Origin of the sequence: Pseudomonas sp. TWR1-1-4, from assembly GCF_049897165.1 — a bacterium.
GTDB classification, from domain to species: domain Bacteria; phylum Pseudomonadota; class Gammaproteobacteria; order Pseudomonadales; family Pseudomonadaceae; genus Aquipseudomonas; species Aquipseudomonas canadensis.
This window is the reverse complement of the sequence record NZ_JAFCVS010000004.1, coordinates 570,591-589,913: the sequence shown is the minus strand read 5'-3', so window position 1 is coordinate 589,913 and position 19,323 is coordinate 570,591. Positions and strand designations below refer to the sequence as shown.

17 protein-coding genes are annotated in these 19,323 nt (G+C 61.6%); 10 read left to right on the top strand and 7 right to left on the bottom strand.

Going from position 1 to position 19,323, the window contains the following annotated elements; genetic code table 11:
* The first annotated feature begins 33 nt into the window (after positions 1 to 33).
* The 5 genes from ACP7C6_RS14925 (at position 34) to ACP7C6_RS14905 (ending at position 5,408) form a co-directional block, all read left to right on the top strand.
* On the top strand, positions 34 to 1,344 hold the full coding sequence (locus ACP7C6_RS14925) for a citrate-proton symporter (protein WP_308908454.1): 1,311 nt from the start codon (positions 34 to 36) through the stop codon (positions 1,342 to 1,344).
* Positions 1,341 to 2,783 (top strand): amidase, encoded by a 1,443-nt coding sequence (locus ACP7C6_RS14920; protein WP_426108940.1) that lies wholly within the window; start codon positions 1,341 to 1,343, stop codon positions 2,781 to 2,783. Before ACP7C6_RS14925 ends, ACP7C6_RS14920 begins: the two co-directional genes overlap by 4 nt.
* 64 nt (positions 2,784 to 2,847) lie before the next feature.
* Positions 2,848 to 3,606, top strand: a complete 759-nt coding sequence (locus ACP7C6_RS14915; RefSeq protein WP_311894959.1) for an IclR family transcriptional regulator — start codon at positions 2,848 to 2,850, stop codon at positions 3,604 to 3,606.
* Between the two features lie 52 nt (positions 3,607 to 3,658).
* The gene (locus tag ACP7C6_RS14910; protein ID WP_311894960.1) at positions 3,659 to 4,249 is read left to right on the top strand and encodes a YceI family protein; all 591 of its coding nucleotides are present in this window, start codon (positions 3,659 to 3,661) and stop codon (positions 4,247 to 4,249) included.
* A gap of 1 nt (position 4,250) precedes the next feature.
* The gene (locus ACP7C6_RS14905; protein ID WP_028619293.1) at positions 4,251 to 5,408 is read left to right on the top strand and encodes a phospholipase D-like domain-containing protein; all 1,158 of its coding nucleotides are present in this window, start codon (positions 4,251 to 4,253) and stop codon (positions 5,406 to 5,408) included.
* A gap of 130 nt (positions 5,409 to 5,538) precedes the next feature.
* Here ACP7C6_RS14905 and bglX read toward each other — a convergent pair whose 3' ends face one another.
* On the bottom strand, positions 5,539 to 7,830 hold the full coding sequence (bglX, locus tag ACP7C6_RS14900) for a beta-glucosidase BglX (protein ID WP_426108939.1): 2,292 nt from the start codon (positions 7,828 to 7,830) through the stop codon (positions 5,539 to 5,541).
* A gap of 225 nt (positions 7,831 to 8,055) precedes the next feature.
* Here bglX and ACP7C6_RS14895 point away from each other — a divergent pair, with 225 nt between their 5' ends.
* The 4 genes from ACP7C6_RS14895 to ACP7C6_RS14880 all read left to right on the top strand — a co-directional run bounded on the left by ACP7C6_RS14895 (position 8,056) and on the right by ACP7C6_RS14880 (position 11,555).
* Positions 8,056 to 8,667, top strand: a complete 612-nt coding sequence (locus ACP7C6_RS14895) for a LemA family protein (RefSeq protein WP_028619295.1) — start codon at positions 8,056 to 8,058, stop codon at positions 8,665 to 8,667.
* A gap of 18 nt (positions 8,668 to 8,685) precedes the next feature.
* On the top strand, positions 8,686 to 9,414 hold the full coding sequence (locus ACP7C6_RS14890; protein WP_028619296.1) for a TPM domain-containing protein: 729 nt from the start codon (positions 8,686 to 8,688) through the stop codon (positions 9,412 to 9,414).
* Positions 9,415 to 9,442: 28 nt separating this feature from the next.
* Positions 9,443 to 10,060 (top strand): TPM domain-containing protein, encoded by a 618-nt coding sequence (locus tag ACP7C6_RS14885; RefSeq protein WP_122724794.1) that lies wholly within the window; start codon positions 9,443 to 9,445, stop codon positions 10,058 to 10,060.
* Between the two features lie 292 nt (positions 10,061 to 10,352).
* A complete protein-coding gene (locus tag ACP7C6_RS14880; protein WP_305384051.1) occupies positions 10,353 to 11,555 on the top strand; it encodes a class I SAM-dependent methyltransferase in 1,203 nt (400 codons plus the stop codon).
* Positions 11,556 to 11,638: 83 nt separating this feature from the next.
* On the opposite strand, the gene ACP7C6_RS14875 is transcribed toward ACP7C6_RS14880, so the two are convergent.
* From ACP7C6_RS14875 to ACP7C6_RS14850, 6 genes are all read right to left on the bottom strand, one after another.
* Positions 11,639 to 12,538, bottom strand: a complete 900-nt coding sequence (locus ACP7C6_RS14875; RefSeq protein WP_305384053.1) for a DMT family transporter — start codon at positions 12,536 to 12,538, stop codon at positions 11,639 to 11,641.
* 104 nt (positions 12,539 to 12,642) lie between these two features.
* Positions 12,643 to 15,213, bottom strand: a complete 2,571-nt coding sequence (locus ACP7C6_RS14870; protein WP_426108938.1) for a TonB-dependent hemoglobin/transferrin/lactoferrin family receptor — start codon at positions 15,211 to 15,213, stop codon at positions 12,643 to 12,645.
* Between the two features lie 128 nt (positions 15,214 to 15,341).
* Complete coding sequence (locus tag ACP7C6_RS14865; protein WP_426108937.1) at positions 15,342 to 16,313, bottom strand: FecR family protein; 972 nt, start codon at positions 16,311 to 16,313, stop codon at positions 15,342 to 15,344.
* Positions 16,310 to 16,849, bottom strand: a complete 540-nt coding sequence (locus ACP7C6_RS14860) for an RNA polymerase sigma factor (RefSeq protein WP_016975119.1) — start codon at positions 16,847 to 16,849, stop codon at positions 16,310 to 16,312. Before ACP7C6_RS14860 ends, ACP7C6_RS14865 begins: the two co-directional genes overlap by 4 nt.
* A 115-nt stretch (positions 16,850 to 16,964) precedes the next feature.
* On the bottom strand, positions 16,965 to 17,843 hold the full coding sequence (locus tag ACP7C6_RS14855; protein WP_122686404.1) for a dihydrodipicolinate synthase family protein: 879 nt from the start codon (positions 17,841 to 17,843) through the stop codon (positions 16,965 to 16,967).
* Between the two features lie 28 nt (positions 17,844 to 17,871).
* Positions 17,872 to 18,654: an aldolase gene (locus ACP7C6_RS14850; protein WP_028619303.1), complete on the bottom strand. Its 783-nt coding sequence runs from the start codon at positions 18,652 to 18,654 to the stop codon at positions 17,872 to 17,874.
* Between the two features lie 105 nt (positions 18,655 to 18,759).
* Here ACP7C6_RS14850 and ACP7C6_RS14845 point away from each other — a divergent pair, with 105 nt between their 5' ends.
* Complete coding sequence (locus ACP7C6_RS14845) at positions 18,760 to 19,287, top strand: helix-turn-helix domain-containing protein (RefSeq protein WP_122686406.1); 528 nt, start codon at positions 18,760 to 18,762, stop codon at positions 19,285 to 19,287.
* The last annotated feature ends 36 nt before the right edge of the window (positions 19,288 to 19,323 follow it).

The window sequence follows — 19,323 nt, the reverse complement described above, 5'->3', positions numbered from 1 at the left end:
CTTTCCCTCGATCGGTTGAATGGAGTGTTCCTCATGCAGACTGCAAAACCAGGTGTGTCCCGCACCCGCCAAGTGGTGGCGGCCGTGATCGGCAATGCGCTGGAATGGTATGACTTCATTGTCTACGGCTTTCTGGCGAGCATCATTGCCCGGCAGTTTTTTCCTTCGGATGACGAGTACGCCTCGCTGTTGATGGCCTTGGCCACTTTCGGCGTGGGCTTTTTCATGCGGCCGGTGGGCGGCATCCTGCTGGGGATGTATTCCGACCGCAAAGGCCGCAAGGCCGCGATGCAGTTGATTATCCGGCTGATGACCGTGTCCATCGCGTTGATCGCCTTTGCGCCCAACTACGCCGCCATCGGCATGGGCGCGCCGTTGTTGATCGTGGTGGCGCGCATGCTTCAAGGGTTTGCCACCGGCGGTGAGTACGCGAGTGCTACGGCGTTCCTGGTGGAAAGCGCGCCAGCCCATCGCAAGGGCTTATATGGCTCTTGGCAGTTGGTGGGGCAGTGCCTGGCGGTGTTTGGTGGCGCGGCGATGGTGGCTGCGGTCACGCACTTCTTTTCGCCGCAAACCCTCGATCTGTGGGGCTGGCGTCTGCCGTTCGTGTTCGGTTTGCTGATTGGCCCGGTGGGCCTGTGGATTCGTCGGCACATGGAAGACCCGGAAGAATTCATCGAGGCACGCAAACAGGCGACCGGCCCGGCGCCGAGCCTGATGCAGGTGGTGCGCGAGCATCGGCGCAGCATCCTCGTCTCCATGGGCCTGGCCTGTGGCGCGACGGTGTCGTTCTATGTGGTGCTGGTGAACATGCCGACCTTCGCCCACAAAAGCCTTGGTCTGCCGCTGGACCAGGTGTTGATGGTGCAGATGTTCGCGGTGGCGCTGATGACCGTGGTGATTCCGCTGTCTGGTTTGCTGTCGGACCGCCTGGGACGGCGGCCGGTGTTGATGGCGTTCACCCTGGCGTTTTTTGTGATGGTCTATCCGCTGTATGTTTGGGTCGCCGCCGCGCCGTCCATCGAGCGTCTACTGGTGATGCAAGTGATGCTGTGCACCGCCATCGGTGGGTTCTTCGGCCCGGCGCCGACCGCACTGGCCGAGCAGTTTCCCATCGAAGTTCGCTCGACCGGTGTATCGGTCGCCTATAACGTGGCGGTCATGGTGTTCGGCGGTTTTGCGCCGCTGATCGTCACTTGGCTGACCAAAGTGCTGGGCACGCCCGTCGCGCCCTCCTTTTATGTGTTGTTCGCTTGCGTGCTGACGCTGCTGGGCACCTACAGCATGCATGAGGCGCCGCGGGCACAGAAACCGCTACCGTTTTCCAAAGAGGTGAAGCCTTGAGTATTGTTGATTGGGATGCCACCGAACTGTCGCGGGCGATCCACGCGCGGCAGGTGTCGTGCGAAGAGGTGATGCAGGCGTATCTGGCGCAGATCCAGCGCTTCAATCCGAGCGTGAATGCGCTGGTGTCGCTGCGCGACGCTGATGACGTGTTGGCCGAGGCGCGGGTACGTGATCGCGAGTTGGACCAAGGCCAGTCGCGCGGCTGGATGCACGGTATGCCCCAGGCGATCAAGGACCTTGCTGCTACCCAAGGCTTGCGCACCACCTTGGGCTCTCCGCTGTTCGCCGAGCACGTGCCCAGCGAAGACGCCATCAGCGTGGCGCGCGTGCGGGGCAGTGGCGCGATCATCATCGGCAAGAGCAACGTGCCGGAGTTCGGCCTCGGTTCGCAGACCTACAACACGCTGTTCGGCACCACCGGCAATGCTTACGACCCCCGCCTCGTCGCGGGCGGCAGCAGCGGCGGGGCGGCGGTGGCCCTGGCACTGCGCATGCTGCCGGTGGCTGACGGCAGCGACATGATGGGTTCGCTGCGCAACCCGGCGGCGTTCAACAACGTGTTTGGCTTGCGCCCGTCCCAAGGTCGAGTGCCTTACGGACCGACCCCGGAACTGTTCGTGCAGCAACTGGGCACCGAAGGCCCGATGGGCCGCAGCGTGACGGATGTGGCGCGGCTGTTGAGCATCCAGGCGGGTTACGACCCGCGAGTGCCGTTGTCGTCCAAGGAGGACCCGGCGATGTTCGGCCAGCCCTTGCAGCGTGACTTCAAGGGGGCGCGCCTGGGCTGGCTGGGGGATTACAACGGCTATCTACCGATGGACGACGGCGTGCTGAGCCTGTGCGAATCGGCCCTCGGCGATTTCACTGCATTGGGCTGCACGGTGGAAAGCTGCCAGCCGGACTTTTCCATGGCGCGGCTGTGGCGCAGTTGGCTGGTGCATCGCCACTGGCTGGTGCGCGGCAACCTCGGTGCGGCCTACGCCAACCCGCAGAAACGCGCACTGCTCAAGCCCGAAGCGCAATGGGAAGTGGAGGGTGGCCTGGGGTTGACGGCCCAGCAGGTGTACCAGGCATCGCTGGATCGCAGCGAGTGGTATCGCGCCCTCGCCAAGCTGTTCGAACGTTACGATTTTCTGCTTCTGCCCACCGCCCAAGTGTTCCCTTTCGATGCACAGCAGCCCTGGCCGCGCCTCGTTGGCGGGCGTGAAATGGACACCTACCACCGCTGGATGGAAGGGGTCATCGGCCCGACCCTGGCCGGGCTGCCGAGCATGAGCGTGCCGGTGGGCTTTAACCCCCAGGGCCTGCCCATGGGCGTGCAGATCATCGGCCCGGCCCAGGCGGATCGGGCGGTGCTGCAATTGGCCTATGCTCATGAACAGCTGACGCAATGGGTGCAGCGTCGGCCGCCGACGTGCCTGGCATCGACGGGGTGAGCGGCGACCGGGCCTGTATCTTGCTGTGAACAATGATCATCCACCGGCAACAGGGAGATCGAACATGGAGACAGGCACCGTACGCTCGGTCGAGCGCGCACTGGCAATCGTCGAGTTGCTGGGCGCGCACCAGGCCCTGGGGCTGGAGGAGTTGCACTACCTCACACGCCTGCCCAAGGCCACGGTGTCGCGCATGTTGCTGACGTTGCAGGAGCAGGGCTGGGTCTATCGCGGCTTGAGCGATCGTCGTTACCGCCTGCGCGCTCAACGTCTGTTCGGCGACACCCAGCAACGCTTCAAACGCCAAGTCGTGGAAAGCGCGGCGCCGTGGTTGCTGGAGCTCAGCGAACGCACCGGGCTGGTGGTGGATTTGTCCTGCTTTGATGGCGAGCGCCTGGAAGTCATGGAGAGCGCGATCCCCAGAGTGTTGCGCAAGCTTTATCCGAACAATTGCCAGATCGTCGGCCAGCACGCCAGCCTGTTTCATTCCGCGATGGGCAAGGCCTGCCTCACCCAATTGCCGGCCGAAGAGGTGCAACGGTTGGCGGGTCGCGACCATGTGGCGGCGGACGAGCAATACCAGGCCTGCGAGCAAACCCAGCACCAGGGCTTCGGCCAGCGCACCGAGGGTTATTGGGAGTATCCGGTGCGTTTGCCGTTTCTGATTCGCGCCGTCGCCCTGCCGGTGCGCGTCAATGGTCGTCTGGTTGGGAGCATGGCGCTGCATTGGCCGATGCATCAGGCGCCAGTGGAGCGGGTGTTGAACCTGCACATGGCCAGCCTGGAAGAGACGGTGCGCGAAGTGCAGCGCGCATTGGCGTAACCCTCGCGATCCGGTTAAGGTTCGTTCAGGTTTTTCGCCCCACGAGTCTTCAATGTTCAACGCTTCTGTGATCAAACCCCTGGTCTTCGCCCTGTTGGCCGCCGCTGCCGTGCCTGCCCATGCCGACTGGTATCTGGATAACGAATCGTCGCGTCTGTCGTTCGTCACCACCAAGAACACCGAAATCGCCGAAGTGCAGCGCTTCCTGGTGTTGCACGGCAAGGTCGACAGCCAGGGCGCGGCGCAACTGGAGGTGGAGCTGGAGTCCGTCAACAGCGGCATCCCGCTGCGTGACGAGCGCATGCGCAACCAGTTGTTCGAGATCAAGACCTTTCCCGATGCGCTGATCAACGCGCAGATCAACCTGCAGCCGATCAATGATTTGGCTCCCGGCGCACAATTGGAGTTGCGCCTGCCGTTGTCCGTGACCCTGCACGGCAAAACCCAAACCTACAGCGCCGAGTTGTTGGCCACGCGGTTGGACGACCGACGCTTCCAGGTAGTGACTCTGGAACCGTTGGTGATGCATGCCGAGGACTTTGACCTGGCGCCGGGTGTGGCGGCGTTGCGCAAAGCGGCGGGGCTCAAGTCGATCAGTCTGTCAGTGCCGGTGGGTGCGGTGCTGATCTTCACGGCGCGCTGATATGAGCGGCGCGGTGTTCCCCTGGCGCAGCGCCAACCGTTTCGAATTGCTGATCGACGGGCCGAATTTCTTCCCGCAGATGCTGGTGGGCATTGCTCGCGCCGAGCGGCAAGTCGAGCTGGAGTTGTACCTGGTGGAAGCCGGCGCCTGCGCCGAAGCCATGGTGCAGGCGCTGGTGCTCGCCGCCGAACGCGGCGTGCAGGTGCGCTGCCTGTTCGATGATTACGGCAGCCTGGCGTTTACCCTCGGGCTGCGCAAACGCCTGACCGACGCTGGTGTGCAACTGCGTTTCTACAATCGCCTGAGCTGGCGCCGCTGGATGCGTAACCTGTACCGCGACCATCGCAAACTGTTGTTAATCGACCAGAATGTCGCCTTCGTCGGCGGCACCGGCGTGACCGATGAATTCTGGACGCCGGGCAATGACAGTGCCGACTGGCATGAAGTCATGGTGCAGATCAGCGGCCCGTTGGTGCAGGATTGGCAGGCACTGTTTGACCGCCAATGGCACGCCAACAACGCGCGCCGCGCATGGAAACCTGCCACCCACTTCGGTTTACCGCGTTTGCCCAGGATGCCCGCCACCGGGCCGGGGCTTGGCCGTGTCGCCTATGCCGACGCCCGTCAACACCGCGATATCCTGCAATCGCTGATCCGTGCCCTGAACAGCGGCCAGCAACGTATTTGGTTAGCCACGCCGTATTTCCTGCCGACCTGGGGCGTACGCCGTGCCTTGCGCCGTGCAGCGGGGCGCGGGGTGGATGTGCGCTTGCTGCTCACCGGCCCGCGTACCGATCACCCGTCCGTGCGTTACGCCGGGCACCGTTATTACCCGCGCTTGCTGCGCGCGGGTGTGCAGATCTTTGAATACCAACCGTGCTTCCTGCACCTGAAAATGGTGCTGGTGGACGACTGGGTAAGTATTGGGTCGTGTAATTTCGACCACTGGAATTTGCGCTTCAACCTGGAAGCCAACCTGGAAGCGCTGGACCCTGAATTGACGCGGGCGGTGGTGGGCAGTTTCGAGCGGGATTTCGAGAAGAGCCAGGCAGTGAGCCTGGAGGCGTGGAAGTCGCGGCCGTTGTGGCGGCGGGTGAAGCAGCGGGTGTGGGGGTGGATTGATCGGTTGGTGGTGAATTTGCTGGATAGACGCGGCTAGTCAAGTCAACTCGATCTAAATGTGGGAGCAGGCTTGCTCGCGAAGGCGCAGTGTCAGCCACTGAATAGTTGACTGATCTACCGCTTTCGCGAGCAAGCCCGCACCCACATTTTTTTGACCGCGTCAGGCGTTACAGCAACTCGAACGTCTGCTGCTGCACATCCTGGGAATTCAACCCGATCTGTACATTGAACTCACCCGGTTCCGCCGCGAACTTGAGCTGAGTGTTGTAGAACTTCAAGTCTTCCTCGGTGATGGTGAAGTGCAATGTGCGCTCTTCACCCGCCTTGAGCATGATCTTCTGGAAGTTCTTCAGCTCCTTGATCGGGCGGATCATCGAGCCGGCCACGTCCTGGATATACAACTGCACCACGGTTTCGCCGTCCACCTTGCCGGTATTGGTCACGGTGACACTGGCGTCAAGCTTGCCGGTCTTGTTCAGGGTAGTGGACGACAGCGCCATGTCCGACAGACTGAACGTGGTGTAGCTCAAGCCGTAGCCAAACGGGAACAGGGGGCCGGTGGTGTCATCGAAGTACTGTGAGGTGTAGTTGCCCGGCTTGCCCGGGGTGAACGGCCGGCCGATGGTCAGGTGGTTGTAGTAGGTCGGAATCTGGCCCACCGAGCGTGGGAAGGTGATCGGCAGCTTGCCCGACGGGTTGTAGTCACCAAACAGCACGTCGGCAATCGCGTTGCCGCCTTCGGTGCCGGCGAACCAGGTTTCCAGGATCGCGTCGGCTTGCTGGTTCTCTTCGAGAATCGACAGGGGACGACCGTTCATCAGTACCAGTACCAGCGGCTTGCCGGTGGCCTTCAGGGCCTTGATCAGGTCGCGCTGGCTTTGCGGGATGTTCAGGTCGGTGCGGCTGGAGGATTCGTGGGACATGCCACGGGATTCGCCCACGGCAGCGACTACGACATCGGCATCCTTGGCGGCTTTGACGGCCTCGTCGATCATCACTTGGGCTGGGCGGGTGTCATCCACCACTTCCGGGGCATCGAAGTTGAGGAAGTTCAGGTAGTCGACCACGGCCTTGTCGTTGGTGATGTTGGCGCCACGGGCATAGATGATCTTGCCTTTTTCGCCGATCACCGCGTTCAAGCCGTCGAGCAGGGTCACCGATTGTTCCGGTTTACCGGCGGCGGCCCAACTGCCCATCATGTCGATCGGTGCTTTAGCCAGCGGGCCGACCAGGGCGATGGTCGCGGATTTTTTCAGCGGCAGGGTGTTGTTCTGGTTTTTCAGCAAGACCAGGCTGCGGCGTGCAATATCACGGGCTTCGGCGCGATGCAGGCGGCTTTCGGCGTAGGTGTCGGCCGGGTCATCCTCGGCCTTGCCGATGCGCAGGTACGGGTCCTTGAACAGGCCCATGTCGTACTTGGCGCCGAGCACTTCGCGCACGGCGTTGTCGATGTCGCTCTGCTCGATCTCGCCGGACTTGAGCAGCCCCGGCAATTCCTTGCCATACAGCGAGTCGTTCATGCTCATGTCGATGCCGGCCTTGATCGCCAGCTTGGCGGCTTCACGTCCGTCCTTGGCCACGCCGTGCTTGATCAGCTCGAAGATCGCGCCGTGGTCGCTGACGGCCAGGCCCTTGAAGCCCCAGTCCTTGCGCAGCAGGTCGTTCATCAGCCAGGTGTTGGCGGTGGCGGGCACGCCGTTGATCGAGTTCAACGCCACCATCACGCCGCCGGAACCGGCCTTGATGGCCGCGTGGTAAGGCGGCAGGTAGTCCTGGTACATCTTGACCGGGCTCATGTCGACCACGTTGTAGTCGCGGCCGCCTTCCACCGCGCCATACAGGGCGAAGTGCTTGACGCTGGCCATGATGCTGTCGGCATTCGCGGCGCTGACACCCTGGAACGCCTTGACCATCACTTCGGCAATGCGCGAGACCAGGTAGGTGTCTTCACCGAAGCCTTCGGAGGTGCGGCCCCAGCGCGGGTCGCGGGAGATGTCGACCATTGGCGCAAAGGTGATGTCGAGGCTGTCGGCGGCGGCTTCCTGGGCGGCGATGCGCCCGGAACGGCCGATGGCGTCCATGTCCCAGCTGGACGCCAGGGCCAGGCTGATCGGGAAAATCGTGCGGTGGCCGTGGATCACGTCGTAGGCGAAGAACATCGGGATCTTCAGGCGGCTGCGCATGGCCGCGTCCTGCATCGGACGGTTTTCCGGGCGGGTGATGGAGTTGAACGTGCCACCGATGCGGCCGGCGGCGATTTCCTTGCGGATCAGCTCGCGGGGCATCTCGGGGCCGATGCTGATCAGGCGCAATTGGCCGATCTTTTCATCCAGGGTCATCTGCTTGAGCAGGTCGCTGACAAAGGCGTCCTTGTCTTTAAGCGCAGCAGGCTTTGTTTCTGCCCATACGGGGTGACTGGCCAGAGTGGCAACAAGGCCGAGCAAACACAGCTTTTTCATGAATATCCTTTTTCGGCTCACTGCACAGCGAAAATGCGCTGATCTGCCAAAATGTGGGGAACATATGTTGTTGTTCGAGTGTTATTGCAGAAAATGCACCACACTTCTGAACTCTTATTTGTGCTGGGCATCTTTTTAGCTGATTGATCTGATGCAATCCAGTCGCGGCAGCGGATTATGCCTTACCGTTGCCACATTCCACCAAGGTTCGCCAGGAGAAACACCATGCAAGCAGCACAAGGCTACCGCTGGGGCGTGAAAGCCGCAGTTTTGTTACTGATTAGTACCGTATTGAGCGGTTGCGGCATCAACAACATTCCCACACTGGATGAACAGGCCAAAGCCGCCTGGGGCCAGGTGCAAAACCAGTACCAACGCCGCGCCGACCTGATCCCCAACCTGGTGGAGGTGGTCAAGGGCTACGCCGCCCATGAGCAAGACACCCTCACCGCGGTGATTGAAGCGCGGGCCAAGGCCACCTCGATCCAGGTGGATGCAAGCACCCTCGACAACCCGGAAAAACTCAAGCAGTTCCAGCAGGCCCAGGACGGCTTGAGCGGCGCACTCAGCCGTTTGATGGTGGTGTCCGAACGCTACCCGGACCTGAAGGCCAACCAGAACTTCCTGGCCCTGCAATCGCAGCTTGAAGGCACCGAAAACCGTATTGCCGTGGCCCGTCGCGACTTTATCCAGGCGGTGCAGGCCTACAACACCGAGATCCGCACGTTCCCTGGCCGCCTGTGGCACAGCGTGATGTACAGCGACTTGCCGATCCGCGCCACGTTTGAAGCCACCAGTGCCGATGCCGATAAAGCGCCGCAAGTGAAGTTCAAATAAGGCTGCACTGAGGTGTCGATGCGTTTATTACGGATAGGCCTGGCGCTGTGGCTGTTGGCCTGCGTCGGTGCGGCCCAGGCGGCGCTGACCTTCCCGGCGCTGACCGGGCGGGTGGTGGACAACGCCCAAATGATCGACCCGGCCACGCGCCAGCAACTGACCCAGCAGTTGCAGGCACTGGAGCAGACGTCCGGCGACCAGATCGTGGTGGTCACCGTGCCCGACCTGCAAGGCGTGCCCATTGAAGACTTCGGTTACCAATTGGGCCGCGAGTGGGGCATCGGCCAGAAGGGCAAGGACAACGGCGCGCTGTTGATCGTCGCCCGCGATGAGCGCAAATTGCGCATCGAAGTCGGCTATGGGCTGGAAGGTGTACTCACGGATGCGCAGTCGTGGGTGATCATTAACCAAGTGATTGCGCCGGCGTTCAAGGCCGGCAACTACAGCAAAGGCATCAGCGACGGCGTGGCCGCGATGGTGCAGGTGGTGGGCGGCGAGCCACTGGCCGTGCCGGCCCATGTGGCGGATGCCAACTTTGCCAAGGATAATCCCGGGTTTTCCATCGGCTTGTTTATCCTGCTGATCGGCGTGTTGTGGCTATGCAATCGCATGGGCCTGCCGGTGGGCGCGATCTTGCTGGCGATTCTCAGCAGCAGTGGCCGTGGCGGTGGCGGTGGGGGAGGCGGCGGTGGTTTCCGGGGCGGCGGTGGCGGCTTCGGCGGCGGCGGGGCTTCAGGCGGCTGGTGATGATAATAACGAGAGAGCAAGCACAACCATGGCATTACTGACTGAACACGAGCAGCGCCAAGTCGCGGAAGCGATCGCCCGCGTCGAGAAAACCACCGACGCTGAGCTGGTGACTGTACTGGCCGCCCGCGCCGATGACTACGCCTACATCCCGCTGTTGTGGGCCAGCCTGATCGCGTTGGTGGTACCCGGCGTGGTGCATTACCTGTCGGGCTACCTGACCATGTACACCTTGTTGCTGGCGCAATGGGCGACGTTCATCGTGTTGTGCCTGGTGTTCCGCCTGCCCAAGGTCACCACGCGGCTAATCCCCCGTTCGGTGCGCCACTGGCGCGCGTCCAACCTGGCGCGGCGGCAGTTCCTGGAGCAGAACCTGCACCACACCCTGGGCAGCACTGGCGTGCTGATTTTTGTCAGCGAGGCGGAGCGGTACGTGGAGATCCTGGTGGATGACGGCATTTCCAAACGGCTGGATGACGGCAGCTGGGATGTGATCGTCAAGGCGTTTACCCAGCAGGTGAAACAGGGGCAGACGTTGGCGGGGTTCATTGCGTGCATCGAGGCCTGCGGTGAGTTGTTGAAGGTGCATGTGCCGGTGACGCAGACCCGCAATGAGCTGCCCAACCGCCTGGTGGTACTCGAATAAGGTCAATTGTGTGGTGAGCGGGCTTATTGTGGTGAGCGGGCTTGCCCCGCGCTGGGTGGCGCAGCCACCCCAATAAAACCACCCCATTCATTCTAGACAAAATGCGGTGCCTGGATTCAGGGCTGCTTCGCAGCCCAGCGCGGGGCAAGCCCGCTCACCACAACAAGCCCGCTCACCCTATGTTTTGTGTTTGCCGGGGGTTGAGTGCCGACCGTTGATCAAATAACCCCGTGCCCTAATCCCCCATCCCCCCTAAAATGCCCGGCATTCCCTGCCCGAGGCGTTTTTGTTCATGTCTGTCACTGTTCAACCGGATCATCACGCCCAGTTCATCGAACTGCTCAGCGCAAGCCTCGCGCAGAACGCCTTTATCAAGCTGGTGCTGGCCAAGTACGTCGGTGAGGAGGCCGAGTTGCAGCGGCTGCTCATCAAGCCGGTAACGGTCAAGGAGCAGGCTTGCCTGTCGTTCGTCTACCGCTACAAGACCCGCGACATCACCAAGAATTTCCCGCTGGCAGACGGTGTGGCGGCGATTGCCGAGTTGCTGCCGACCTCTTTCAAGAACGCGCACCTGCTGTCGCTGACTGATGAGGCCCAGCTGGAATACAGCAAGAAGAACAAAAGCTCGCTGTTCAAAAGCAAGCCACAGCAACTGCGTGAAGCGCCCTCGGCTGAACATAACCGTGAGAAAAATCGCTTCCTCGACCTGAGCCGGCCGTTCCTCGCCGACCTGGGTGTGACCGACGCCAAGCAGGCGCTGATCCCGTCGATGTCGCGCAAGTGGAAGCAGATCAACAAGTTCATCGAAGTGTTCAGCCACGCGCTCACCTCGTCACCCTTGAAACTGGACCAGCCGGTGCGTGTTGCCGACTTCGGCTCGGGCAAGGGCTACCTGACCTTTGCCATCCACGACTACCTGCGCAACACCCTCAAGGCCGAAGGCGAAGTGACCGGCGTCGAGCTGCGCGAAGACATGGTGACCTTGTGCAACACCGCCGCCGCGCGTCTGGAGCATCCGGGGCTGGTGTTCAAATGCGGCGACGTGCGCAGTGTGGCGCCCAGCGAACTGGACGTGATGATCGCCCTGCATGCCTGCGACATTGCCACCGACTACGCGATCCACACCGGCATCCGTTCCGGTGCGTCGATCATCATGTGCTCGCCGTGCTGCCACAAGCAGATCCGCCTGCAGATCCAGAGCCCGGTGCTGCTCAAGCCGATGCTGCAATACGGCCTGCACCTGGGCCAACAGGCGGAAATGGTCACCGACAGTTTGCGTGCGCTGTTCCTCGAAGCCTGTGGCTATGAAACCAAGGTGTTCGAATTCATCTCGCTGGAGCACACCAACAAGAACAAGATGATTCTTGCCGTGAAGCGCGCCGAGCCGGTGGACAATGCGCAGTTGCTGGAGAAAATCCAGGAGCTTAAAGCGTTCTACCACATCTCCGAACACTGCCTGGAAACCCTGCTGCGCGCGGATGGCTACCTGGCCTGAACACGGTCTTTTGTAGGAGCCGGCTTGCCGGCGAAAGCGAGGGTGACTGACACTCCGCCATCGCCGGCAAGCCGGCTCCTACATTAGATTGGGGTGGCTTTTGGCGTGGGGGCTGGCTGCACCGCCGTCTTGCGCCCCAGCATCACCGTCACGATCACCCCACACGCAAACAGCCAGGTGATCGGCTCGATGTGTTCACCAAAGAACAACGCCGAAAACGCGATGGTGAAGAAGATCTGCAACAGTTGGATCTGGCTGACCCGCGCGATCCCGCCCATGGCCAACCCGGCGTACCAGGCAAAGAAGCCCAGGAACTGCGAGAACAGCGACACATAGCCAAACGCCCACCACGCACGCATCGACACCGCGCCCTGATGCTGCGCCGCCAGGTACCACACCGGGCCGATCAGCACCGGCGTTGACAGCACCAACGCCCAGCAGATCACCTGCCAGCCGCCCATTTCCTTGGCCAGGCGACCCCCTTCGGCATAGCCCAGGCCGCCGACGGCAATCGCACCCAGCATTAGCAAGTCACCTGCCTGGATGCTGCCGGCCCCGGTGATCAGCGCATAGCTCAACACCAACGCACTGCCCAGCGCCGCGCAGGCCCAGAAGGCTTTTGACGGCCGCTCATGGGACAGCCACGCCGCATACAGCGCCACGCACAGCGGTTGCAGGCCGTTGACCAGCGCGCCATGGGACGCCGGCAATGTTTGCATGGCCCAGGCCGACAGCACCGGGAAGCCGAGAATCACCCCCGCGATCACCAGGCACAGCCCGCGCACCTGGCGCCAGGTCGGCCAGCGTTCGCGGCGCCACAGCAGCAGCGCCGCCGCCGGGATCGCCGCGAACAACGCGCGGCCCAGGCCGTTGAGCAACGGGTGGATTTCCTGCACCACGATGCGGGTGAAGGGCAGGGTCAGGCTGAAGATGATGACGCCCAGCAGGCCGAGGGCCATGCCGGTGTTTTCGCGCGAGCTCATGGGGAAGAACCGAAATCTAGAGGGCTTCAAGGGAAGCCCATCTAGCCACATCCCCTGCCGATTGCGGGCCTACAGCTGGGTGCGGATTTATCCGTACAGTTTTTTCAGAAGAAGCGGGTGATGCTGATCTTGGCGTTGCGGCCTTGGCTGTAGACACCTTCACCGCTGAGTGCAGGTTGGTAGAAGCGGTTGAACAGGTTGTCGACGGTGAAATTGATCTCGGTGCCCTTGAGACCGGCCTGCTGCGGTTTCCAATTGGCGAACAGGCCTTGCGTGTCGTAGCTGGCGTTCTCCGTTTGGTCGTAGATAAAGTCGCCGATGCTGGAGTTCAAACCGCCCGCGTAAACATCGGTGGGCACGCGATCGGTCTTGCGTACGAACTGGCCCTGCCAGCCCACCTGCGCGTCCCAGCTCGGGATCTTGGTACCCAGCACCACCACCCATTTGGCCGGTGGGATATCCCGCGCCCATACGTGCAGGTTGGTCGCCCAGGGGTTGGTGTAGGGGTTGTCGCGCTTGCCTGTGGCCCAGGAGTAAGTCAGGGAACCGAACAGGTAGGTCGAGTCGTAGTAGCTTTCAAGCTCGAAGCCCTTGATGGTCATGCCGCCCACATTGCGATAGTTGGTCCTGGATGCCGCGTCACTGCATACCGAATCGATACTGCCCGGTACTGTCAGTTGCCGTTCGCAGCCAATGCCGGTGGCCTTCATGATTTCGTCTTCGATGCGGTTATGGAACAACGTGGTGCGCAGTTGCAGGTTGTCCTCGCGGGTGAAGAGCCCCGAAAAGTTGGTGACGTTGCCCGCGGTAATCGCCGTAATGCGCTCAGGGTCGAGGTTCAGGCTGGTGGCGCTACGGGTGCTGATAGCGCCCTGGACTTCGTACTGTTCATCGATCACCGGCGCACGCCACGTGCGGTTCCAACTGGCGAAGAACGCCACATCCGGGGTCACGTTCCAGAACGCCGCCAGGCGCGGCGACCAACCGGTGTAAGTGCGGTCGCTGTAGTCGTGGCCCACTTTCGGGTCAGGGCTGCTGTAGTACGGCGCATCATTGGCTTGACCGCGGTTGCGCACATGGTCGTAACGCAGGGACGGCGTAATGGTCACGTTGCCCAGGGTAATCGCGTCCTGAATATAGAATGCGTTGGTGTCGACCTTGCCGTGAGGCATGAAATACGGCTGGAAATGCCCATAGTTGTATTTGGGGGTGTTGTAGGTTGCGCCCGGCATCCAGCTTTCGGTTTCGCGCTTGTGCTTGCGGATCTGCACGCCCGTGGTCACCGCGTGTTCCAACGGGCCGGTGGTCAGCAGGCTGGTATTGCGCAGTTCGAGGATGCGGTCGGTGTAGGACGTGTCCATCTTGCGTCCGCCGGTGGCCAGGCTAATGACGGCATTCTCGGCGCGCTCATCGGTCTGGTCGGTATTGGACTCCGAGTAGCTCAGCTTCAGGTCGATCAGCGGGTTGTTCAGTGGGTGGTATTCGTACTTGCTCGACCAGGTGGTGTCCACCGTGTCGCGGTCGGCCAGGAAGCGTGATACGGCCGTGGCGTAGCCGTAGCGGTCGATAGCCGATTGTGTCGGGGGTGATGGATAGGACTTTGCCGAGAACGGCGTCATACGTTGGCTTTGGGCGCGTGAGTAAGACAGGCCCATGCTGTGTTCGTCGGTGAAGTACGCGTTGAACTTGAACAACTGGCCTTCGACATCCTGCGCGCTGTTGGGCAAGCGTTTGGGGTTGATCGGGTACTGATTGCGTGGGTCAGGCGGTGTGTCGGCAAGCTTGAGGTCGTCGCCGTCGCGCTTGGTCAGGTAGGCCAGGCCATCCATGCGGCCGTCGTCGGTGCGGCCATACACAGCGCCGGTGTAGACCTGCTCGTGGGTGTTGCTGGCGTAGCCGTATTTGACCATCGCCCCGGCATTTTGCCCGTCCTTGAGCAGGTCCGGTGCGTCCTTGGTGATCATGTTGACCGTGCCGCCAAAACCGCCGTTACCGGTATATGGCGAGTAAGGGCCTTTCTCCACCTCAATGCTTTTGATCAACTCGGGTTCAATGAAGATAGTGCCTTGTTGATAACGCTCGAAACCGCTTTTGGCCGCGCCATCCACGGTCATTGGCACATCCTCGGCATCGCCCATGCCGCGGATGTTCATGGTCTGGCCGCCCGGCTTGGGTGAACCGCCCATGGATACCCCGGGCAGGGTCTGCAACAGCGAAGGAATGTTATCGGGCTGGTAGCGATCGATATCCGCCTGGCTCAGCGTGGAGCGGCCCACGGTGCTGGAGTCGACCTGGCTACCGGTACCAATCACGCTCAGTGCATCCAGTTGAACAACGCCGCTGTTGGTGGTCTTGGCCTCTTCGGGGCGCACGACGTAGGTGCTGCCGACCTTGATCAGGGTGAATTCGCCGTTTTTCAACAGGGTGCGAATCGCCACTTCCGGCGTGAAGTCGCCGTTGAGCGCGGGGGCTTGCACGTTCTTGAGCAGCTCTTCATCGAACAGCAACTGGATCTGTGCCTGTTGCGCCACCTGGCTGAGGGATGTGGCCAGTGACTGCGCTGGCAGTTGCAGCGTGAGCGAATCGGCCTGTGCACTGAGGCTGAATACCAGGCAACTAGCGATGAGCGTCGGTCGAAGAAACAGGTGAGAAGCGTGGCAAGGCGCGCGAAACATGAAATCCCCCGGTGTGGCCAAGTGGCCGAAAAGGTGTGCGTATCAAACGCAGACCGGGGGAAGACGCGGCTGCTCGAAAAAACCACACCTGCGAATGCAAAATATTCTCAAATAAGAATTTTGCAAGGTTATTTGCTCGGTTCGATGCGTATGATGCCATCGGCCGACGCCACGGTTTTCACCGGTAACAGGGCGGGCAGGGCGTTGAGCAGAGCGTCGGGATCATTCACATCCAGGTTGCCCGAGACCTTCAGGTGCGCCACGGCGTTACTGACCTGCAACGGTGCCTGTGGGCGGTACAGACTCAATTCATCGATCAGGCTGACCAGCTCGCGGTTGCGAAACGACAGGTGACCGCTGCGCCAGTCGGCCACCTTTTCGGCGGTGAGGGTCTGCTGCTGCAACGTGCCCTTGGCGTAGCTGAAGATCGCACGCTGCTGCGCGCCCAATAGGGTGACGGGGCTTTTGGCATCCGGCTCGAACGCGACCTGGCCATGGGCGACGCTGACCACCAGTTGCTGCTGGCTGCGCCGCACATCGAAGCCGGTGCCGACCACGCGCACATTGGCCTCGCCCGCTTGCACGAACAGCGGGCGTTCCTTGTCGGCGGCCACTTCGAGGTACAGCTGGCCTTTGTCCAGGTGCACGATGCGCTGGTACGCGGTGAACTCCACCCGCACGCGGGTGTTGGCATTCACATACAAGGTGCTGCCATCGGGCAGATTGAGGGTGCGCAGGCCTTTGGCGTGGGCTGCGACCTGGGTGTGATACAGCTCGCGGGGCGCGCCGATAGGCGTGGCCATGATTGCACACAGCAAGGCGGCCGCCACGGCAAGGGCAGGGCGCCATACGGAAGGCTTGCGCTTGGGCAGCGCCACGGGTTTGTTCAGTTGCTGCAACTGGGCGAGGTCTGCCCACAGTTGCTCGAATTCGGCATAGGCGCGGGCATGGGCCGGCTCGGCTTGCCAGGCGGCAAAGGCCTTGCGGTCGGCACGCCCCGCGTCATTATTGCGGTTGCGGGCAAACCAGCTGGCGGCTTGGGCATCAATGGCGTCACGGTCTTCGATGTCCAGGGCGTCGGTGTCGCTCAGGCGGTTCATTCTGGCTGCTCCGTGCCGGGTTCGTGTTGAAGGCGTCGCTTGCAGTGCAGCAGGGCAAACGCGATGTGCTTTTCCACCATGCTGGTCGAAATGCCCATGCGCTCGGCGATCTGCGCCTGGCTCAAGCCTTCGAAGCGGTGCAGCATAAGGGCTTCTCGCCTGCGGGGCGAGAGTTCTGCGAGGACTTCTTTCAACTGTTCCAGGCGTTGCAAGCGTTGCACGGCGGCCATGGGATCGTTTTGCTCGTCGGTGACAGGCTCGGCGTCCATTTCGGCCTGATCAGAGTGGACGGTATGCCGTACCTTCTGTTTGCGCCAGTGATCACGCAGCAGGTTGCGCGCCATCTGGAATAGAAACGCCCGTGGCTGCTCGACCTTGGCCCGGTCGCGGTAGTCCAGCCACTGAGTGAAGACATCCTGGGTCATGTCCGCGGCGTCGCTGGCGTTGTCTGTGCGCTTGCGCAGGAAATACAGAATGTCTGTATAGAACCCGCGAAAGGCATCGGCCGACAGCGGGTCGGGCTTGGGACGAGACATGGATATCCTTCTTGACGAAGCACGACTTGGAGAAAGTCGCGAATGGTATCGAGAACCATTGTCATTTGTCTCGTTTATTTTGTCGGAGCCGGATATCCGGCTCCTGCCGCCTTTTTCAGACGGTTGTCAGCAGTTTTCTCAAGTGTTCAATCCCGGTTTCACCTAATGGGAACACCGGCAGACGCGGGTCACCCGCTTCCAAGCCGGTCAACCGCAGCCCGGCCTTGATCGTGGCTGGCAATCCACCCTTGAGGATGAAGTCCAGTAACGGCAACTGGCGGTAAAACAGCTCCCGCGCCTGGGTGAGGTCATTCGCCAACACCGCCTCATACAACGCCAGGTTGAGCTGTGGGATCAGGTTCGGCGCCGCCGTGCACCAACCTTTGGCACCCGCCGCGAAGGCTTCCAGCGCCAGCGGATTGCAACCGTTGTAGAACGGCACGTCGCTGTGGCGATGCAACTGGTGCATGCGCTGGATATCCCCGGTGCTCTCCTTGACCATAGTCACGTTGGCCACCTGCTTGATGATGCGCAGGATCAGGTCCACCGACATGTCCGTGCCGCTGGTGGCCGGGTTGTTGTAGAGCATGATCGGCACGCCGATGCTGTCGCCGATCGCGGCGTAGTGGGCGATGATTTCTGCTTCGCTGAGTTTCCAGTAGGAGGTCGGCAGCACCATCACTACATCGGCGCCATTGGCCTCGGCGTAGCGGGCGCGGCGTACGGCTTTGGCGGTGGTGAGGTCGGACACGCTGACGATGGTCGGTACTCGACGGGCGATTTTGGCCAGGCTGTAGGCGCTGACTTCGTCCCACTCGGCGTCGCTCAAGTACGCACCTTCACCGGTGCTGCCCAGTGGCGCGATGGCGTGTACGCCGCCGTCAATCAGGCGGTCAATGGAGCGGCCGAGGGCGTCGAGGTCAACGCGTTGGCCGTCGGCGCTGAACGGGGTGATGGTGTAGCCGATGATGCCGTGGATGGTTGGGCTGGACATGGGAAGTCTCCGGTCAGAAATGGGCTAGTCAGTTCAGGCAATCGGCGTGTTGACGCAGGTTCTGCCGGGCGTAGTAGTTGAACGCGGCACCGTGACGCTTGGGCCGGGAGATCCAGTCATGGGCCTCGCGCCCCAGCTCGGGCAGGATCGGCTTGATGGTACCGGCCGCCATCGCCAGCAACTGCAATTTGGCCGCGCGCTCGATCAACTGCGCGATCACGCAGGCTTCCTCGATGCTCGCCCCGGTGGACAACTGACCGTGGTGCGAGAGCAGGATCGCGCGTTTGTCACCCAGTGCCGTGGTGATGATTTCCCCTTCTTCATTGCCCACCGGAACACCCGGCCAGGCCTCCAGGAAGGCGCAGTCTTCGTACAGCGGGCAGAGGTCCATATGGGACACCTGCAGCGGCACTTCCAGCATCGAGAGCGCGGCGATGTGGGTGGGGTGGGTGTGGATGATGCAGTTCACATCCGGCCGCCCACGGTATACCCAACTGTGAAAACGGTTGGCCGGGTTGGGAATGCCGTGGCCTTCCAGTACTTCAAGGTCCTCGTTCACCAGCAACAGGTTGCTGGCGGTGATCTCATCAAAACCCAGGCCCAATTGCTGAGTGTAATAGGTGCCCTGTTCCGGCCCGCGCGCGGTGATCTGCCCGGCCAAGCCGGAGTCGTGGCCGTTCTCGAACAGGATGCGACATGTAAGCGCCAGCTTTTGCCGGACGGTCCACGTATTATCCGCCAGGGTGTTTTGCATCTGGACCAGTGCTTGCTTGACCAGTTGGTCTTTTGGGAGTGCTAATGTCTTGGCCATATCGGGTGCCCTCGGTGGCTGCAAATGACACTAATGATGCTATATGACACTTTGTGTCATTGGCAAGCACAGCTCATCGCTTACTGCATGGATTAATCGCAGCGCATGTCTATCCGTTTGAAATTATTGAGAAAAAAACTTGGTGTGACGTTGGATGTCCTGGCCGAAAAGTCTGGGATGACCAAGAGTTACCTGTCCAAGGTCGAGCGCGGGCTCAACACGCCGTCGATTGCCGCCGCGTTGAAGCTGGCCAAGGCGTTGAACGTGAAGGTCGAAGAGCTGTTCAGCGAAGACAGCGTCAGCCTCGACAGCTACAGCCTGGTGCGCAGCCATGAGCGGCCGGACACGTCACCGGGTTATGCGGTGCTGGCCCATCAGGTCAGCGAACGCAGCCTGCTGCCGTTCATCATCTACCCGCCGGCGGAGTTCACCGACAAGACCTTCAAGGAGCATGTGGGTGAAGAGTTTCTGTTTGTGCACGAAGGCCAGGTGGAAGTGGACTTCATGAACGAACGGGTGATCCTGGAGCGCGGCGATGCGCTGCACTTCAATGCGCAGAAGCCCCATCGGTTGCGCTCGGTGGGGCCGGTGCAGGCACAATTGCTGGTTGTGGTGCACAGCGCGGAAGATTGACGCAATCCTCTGTAGGAGCCCGGCTTGCCGGCGATG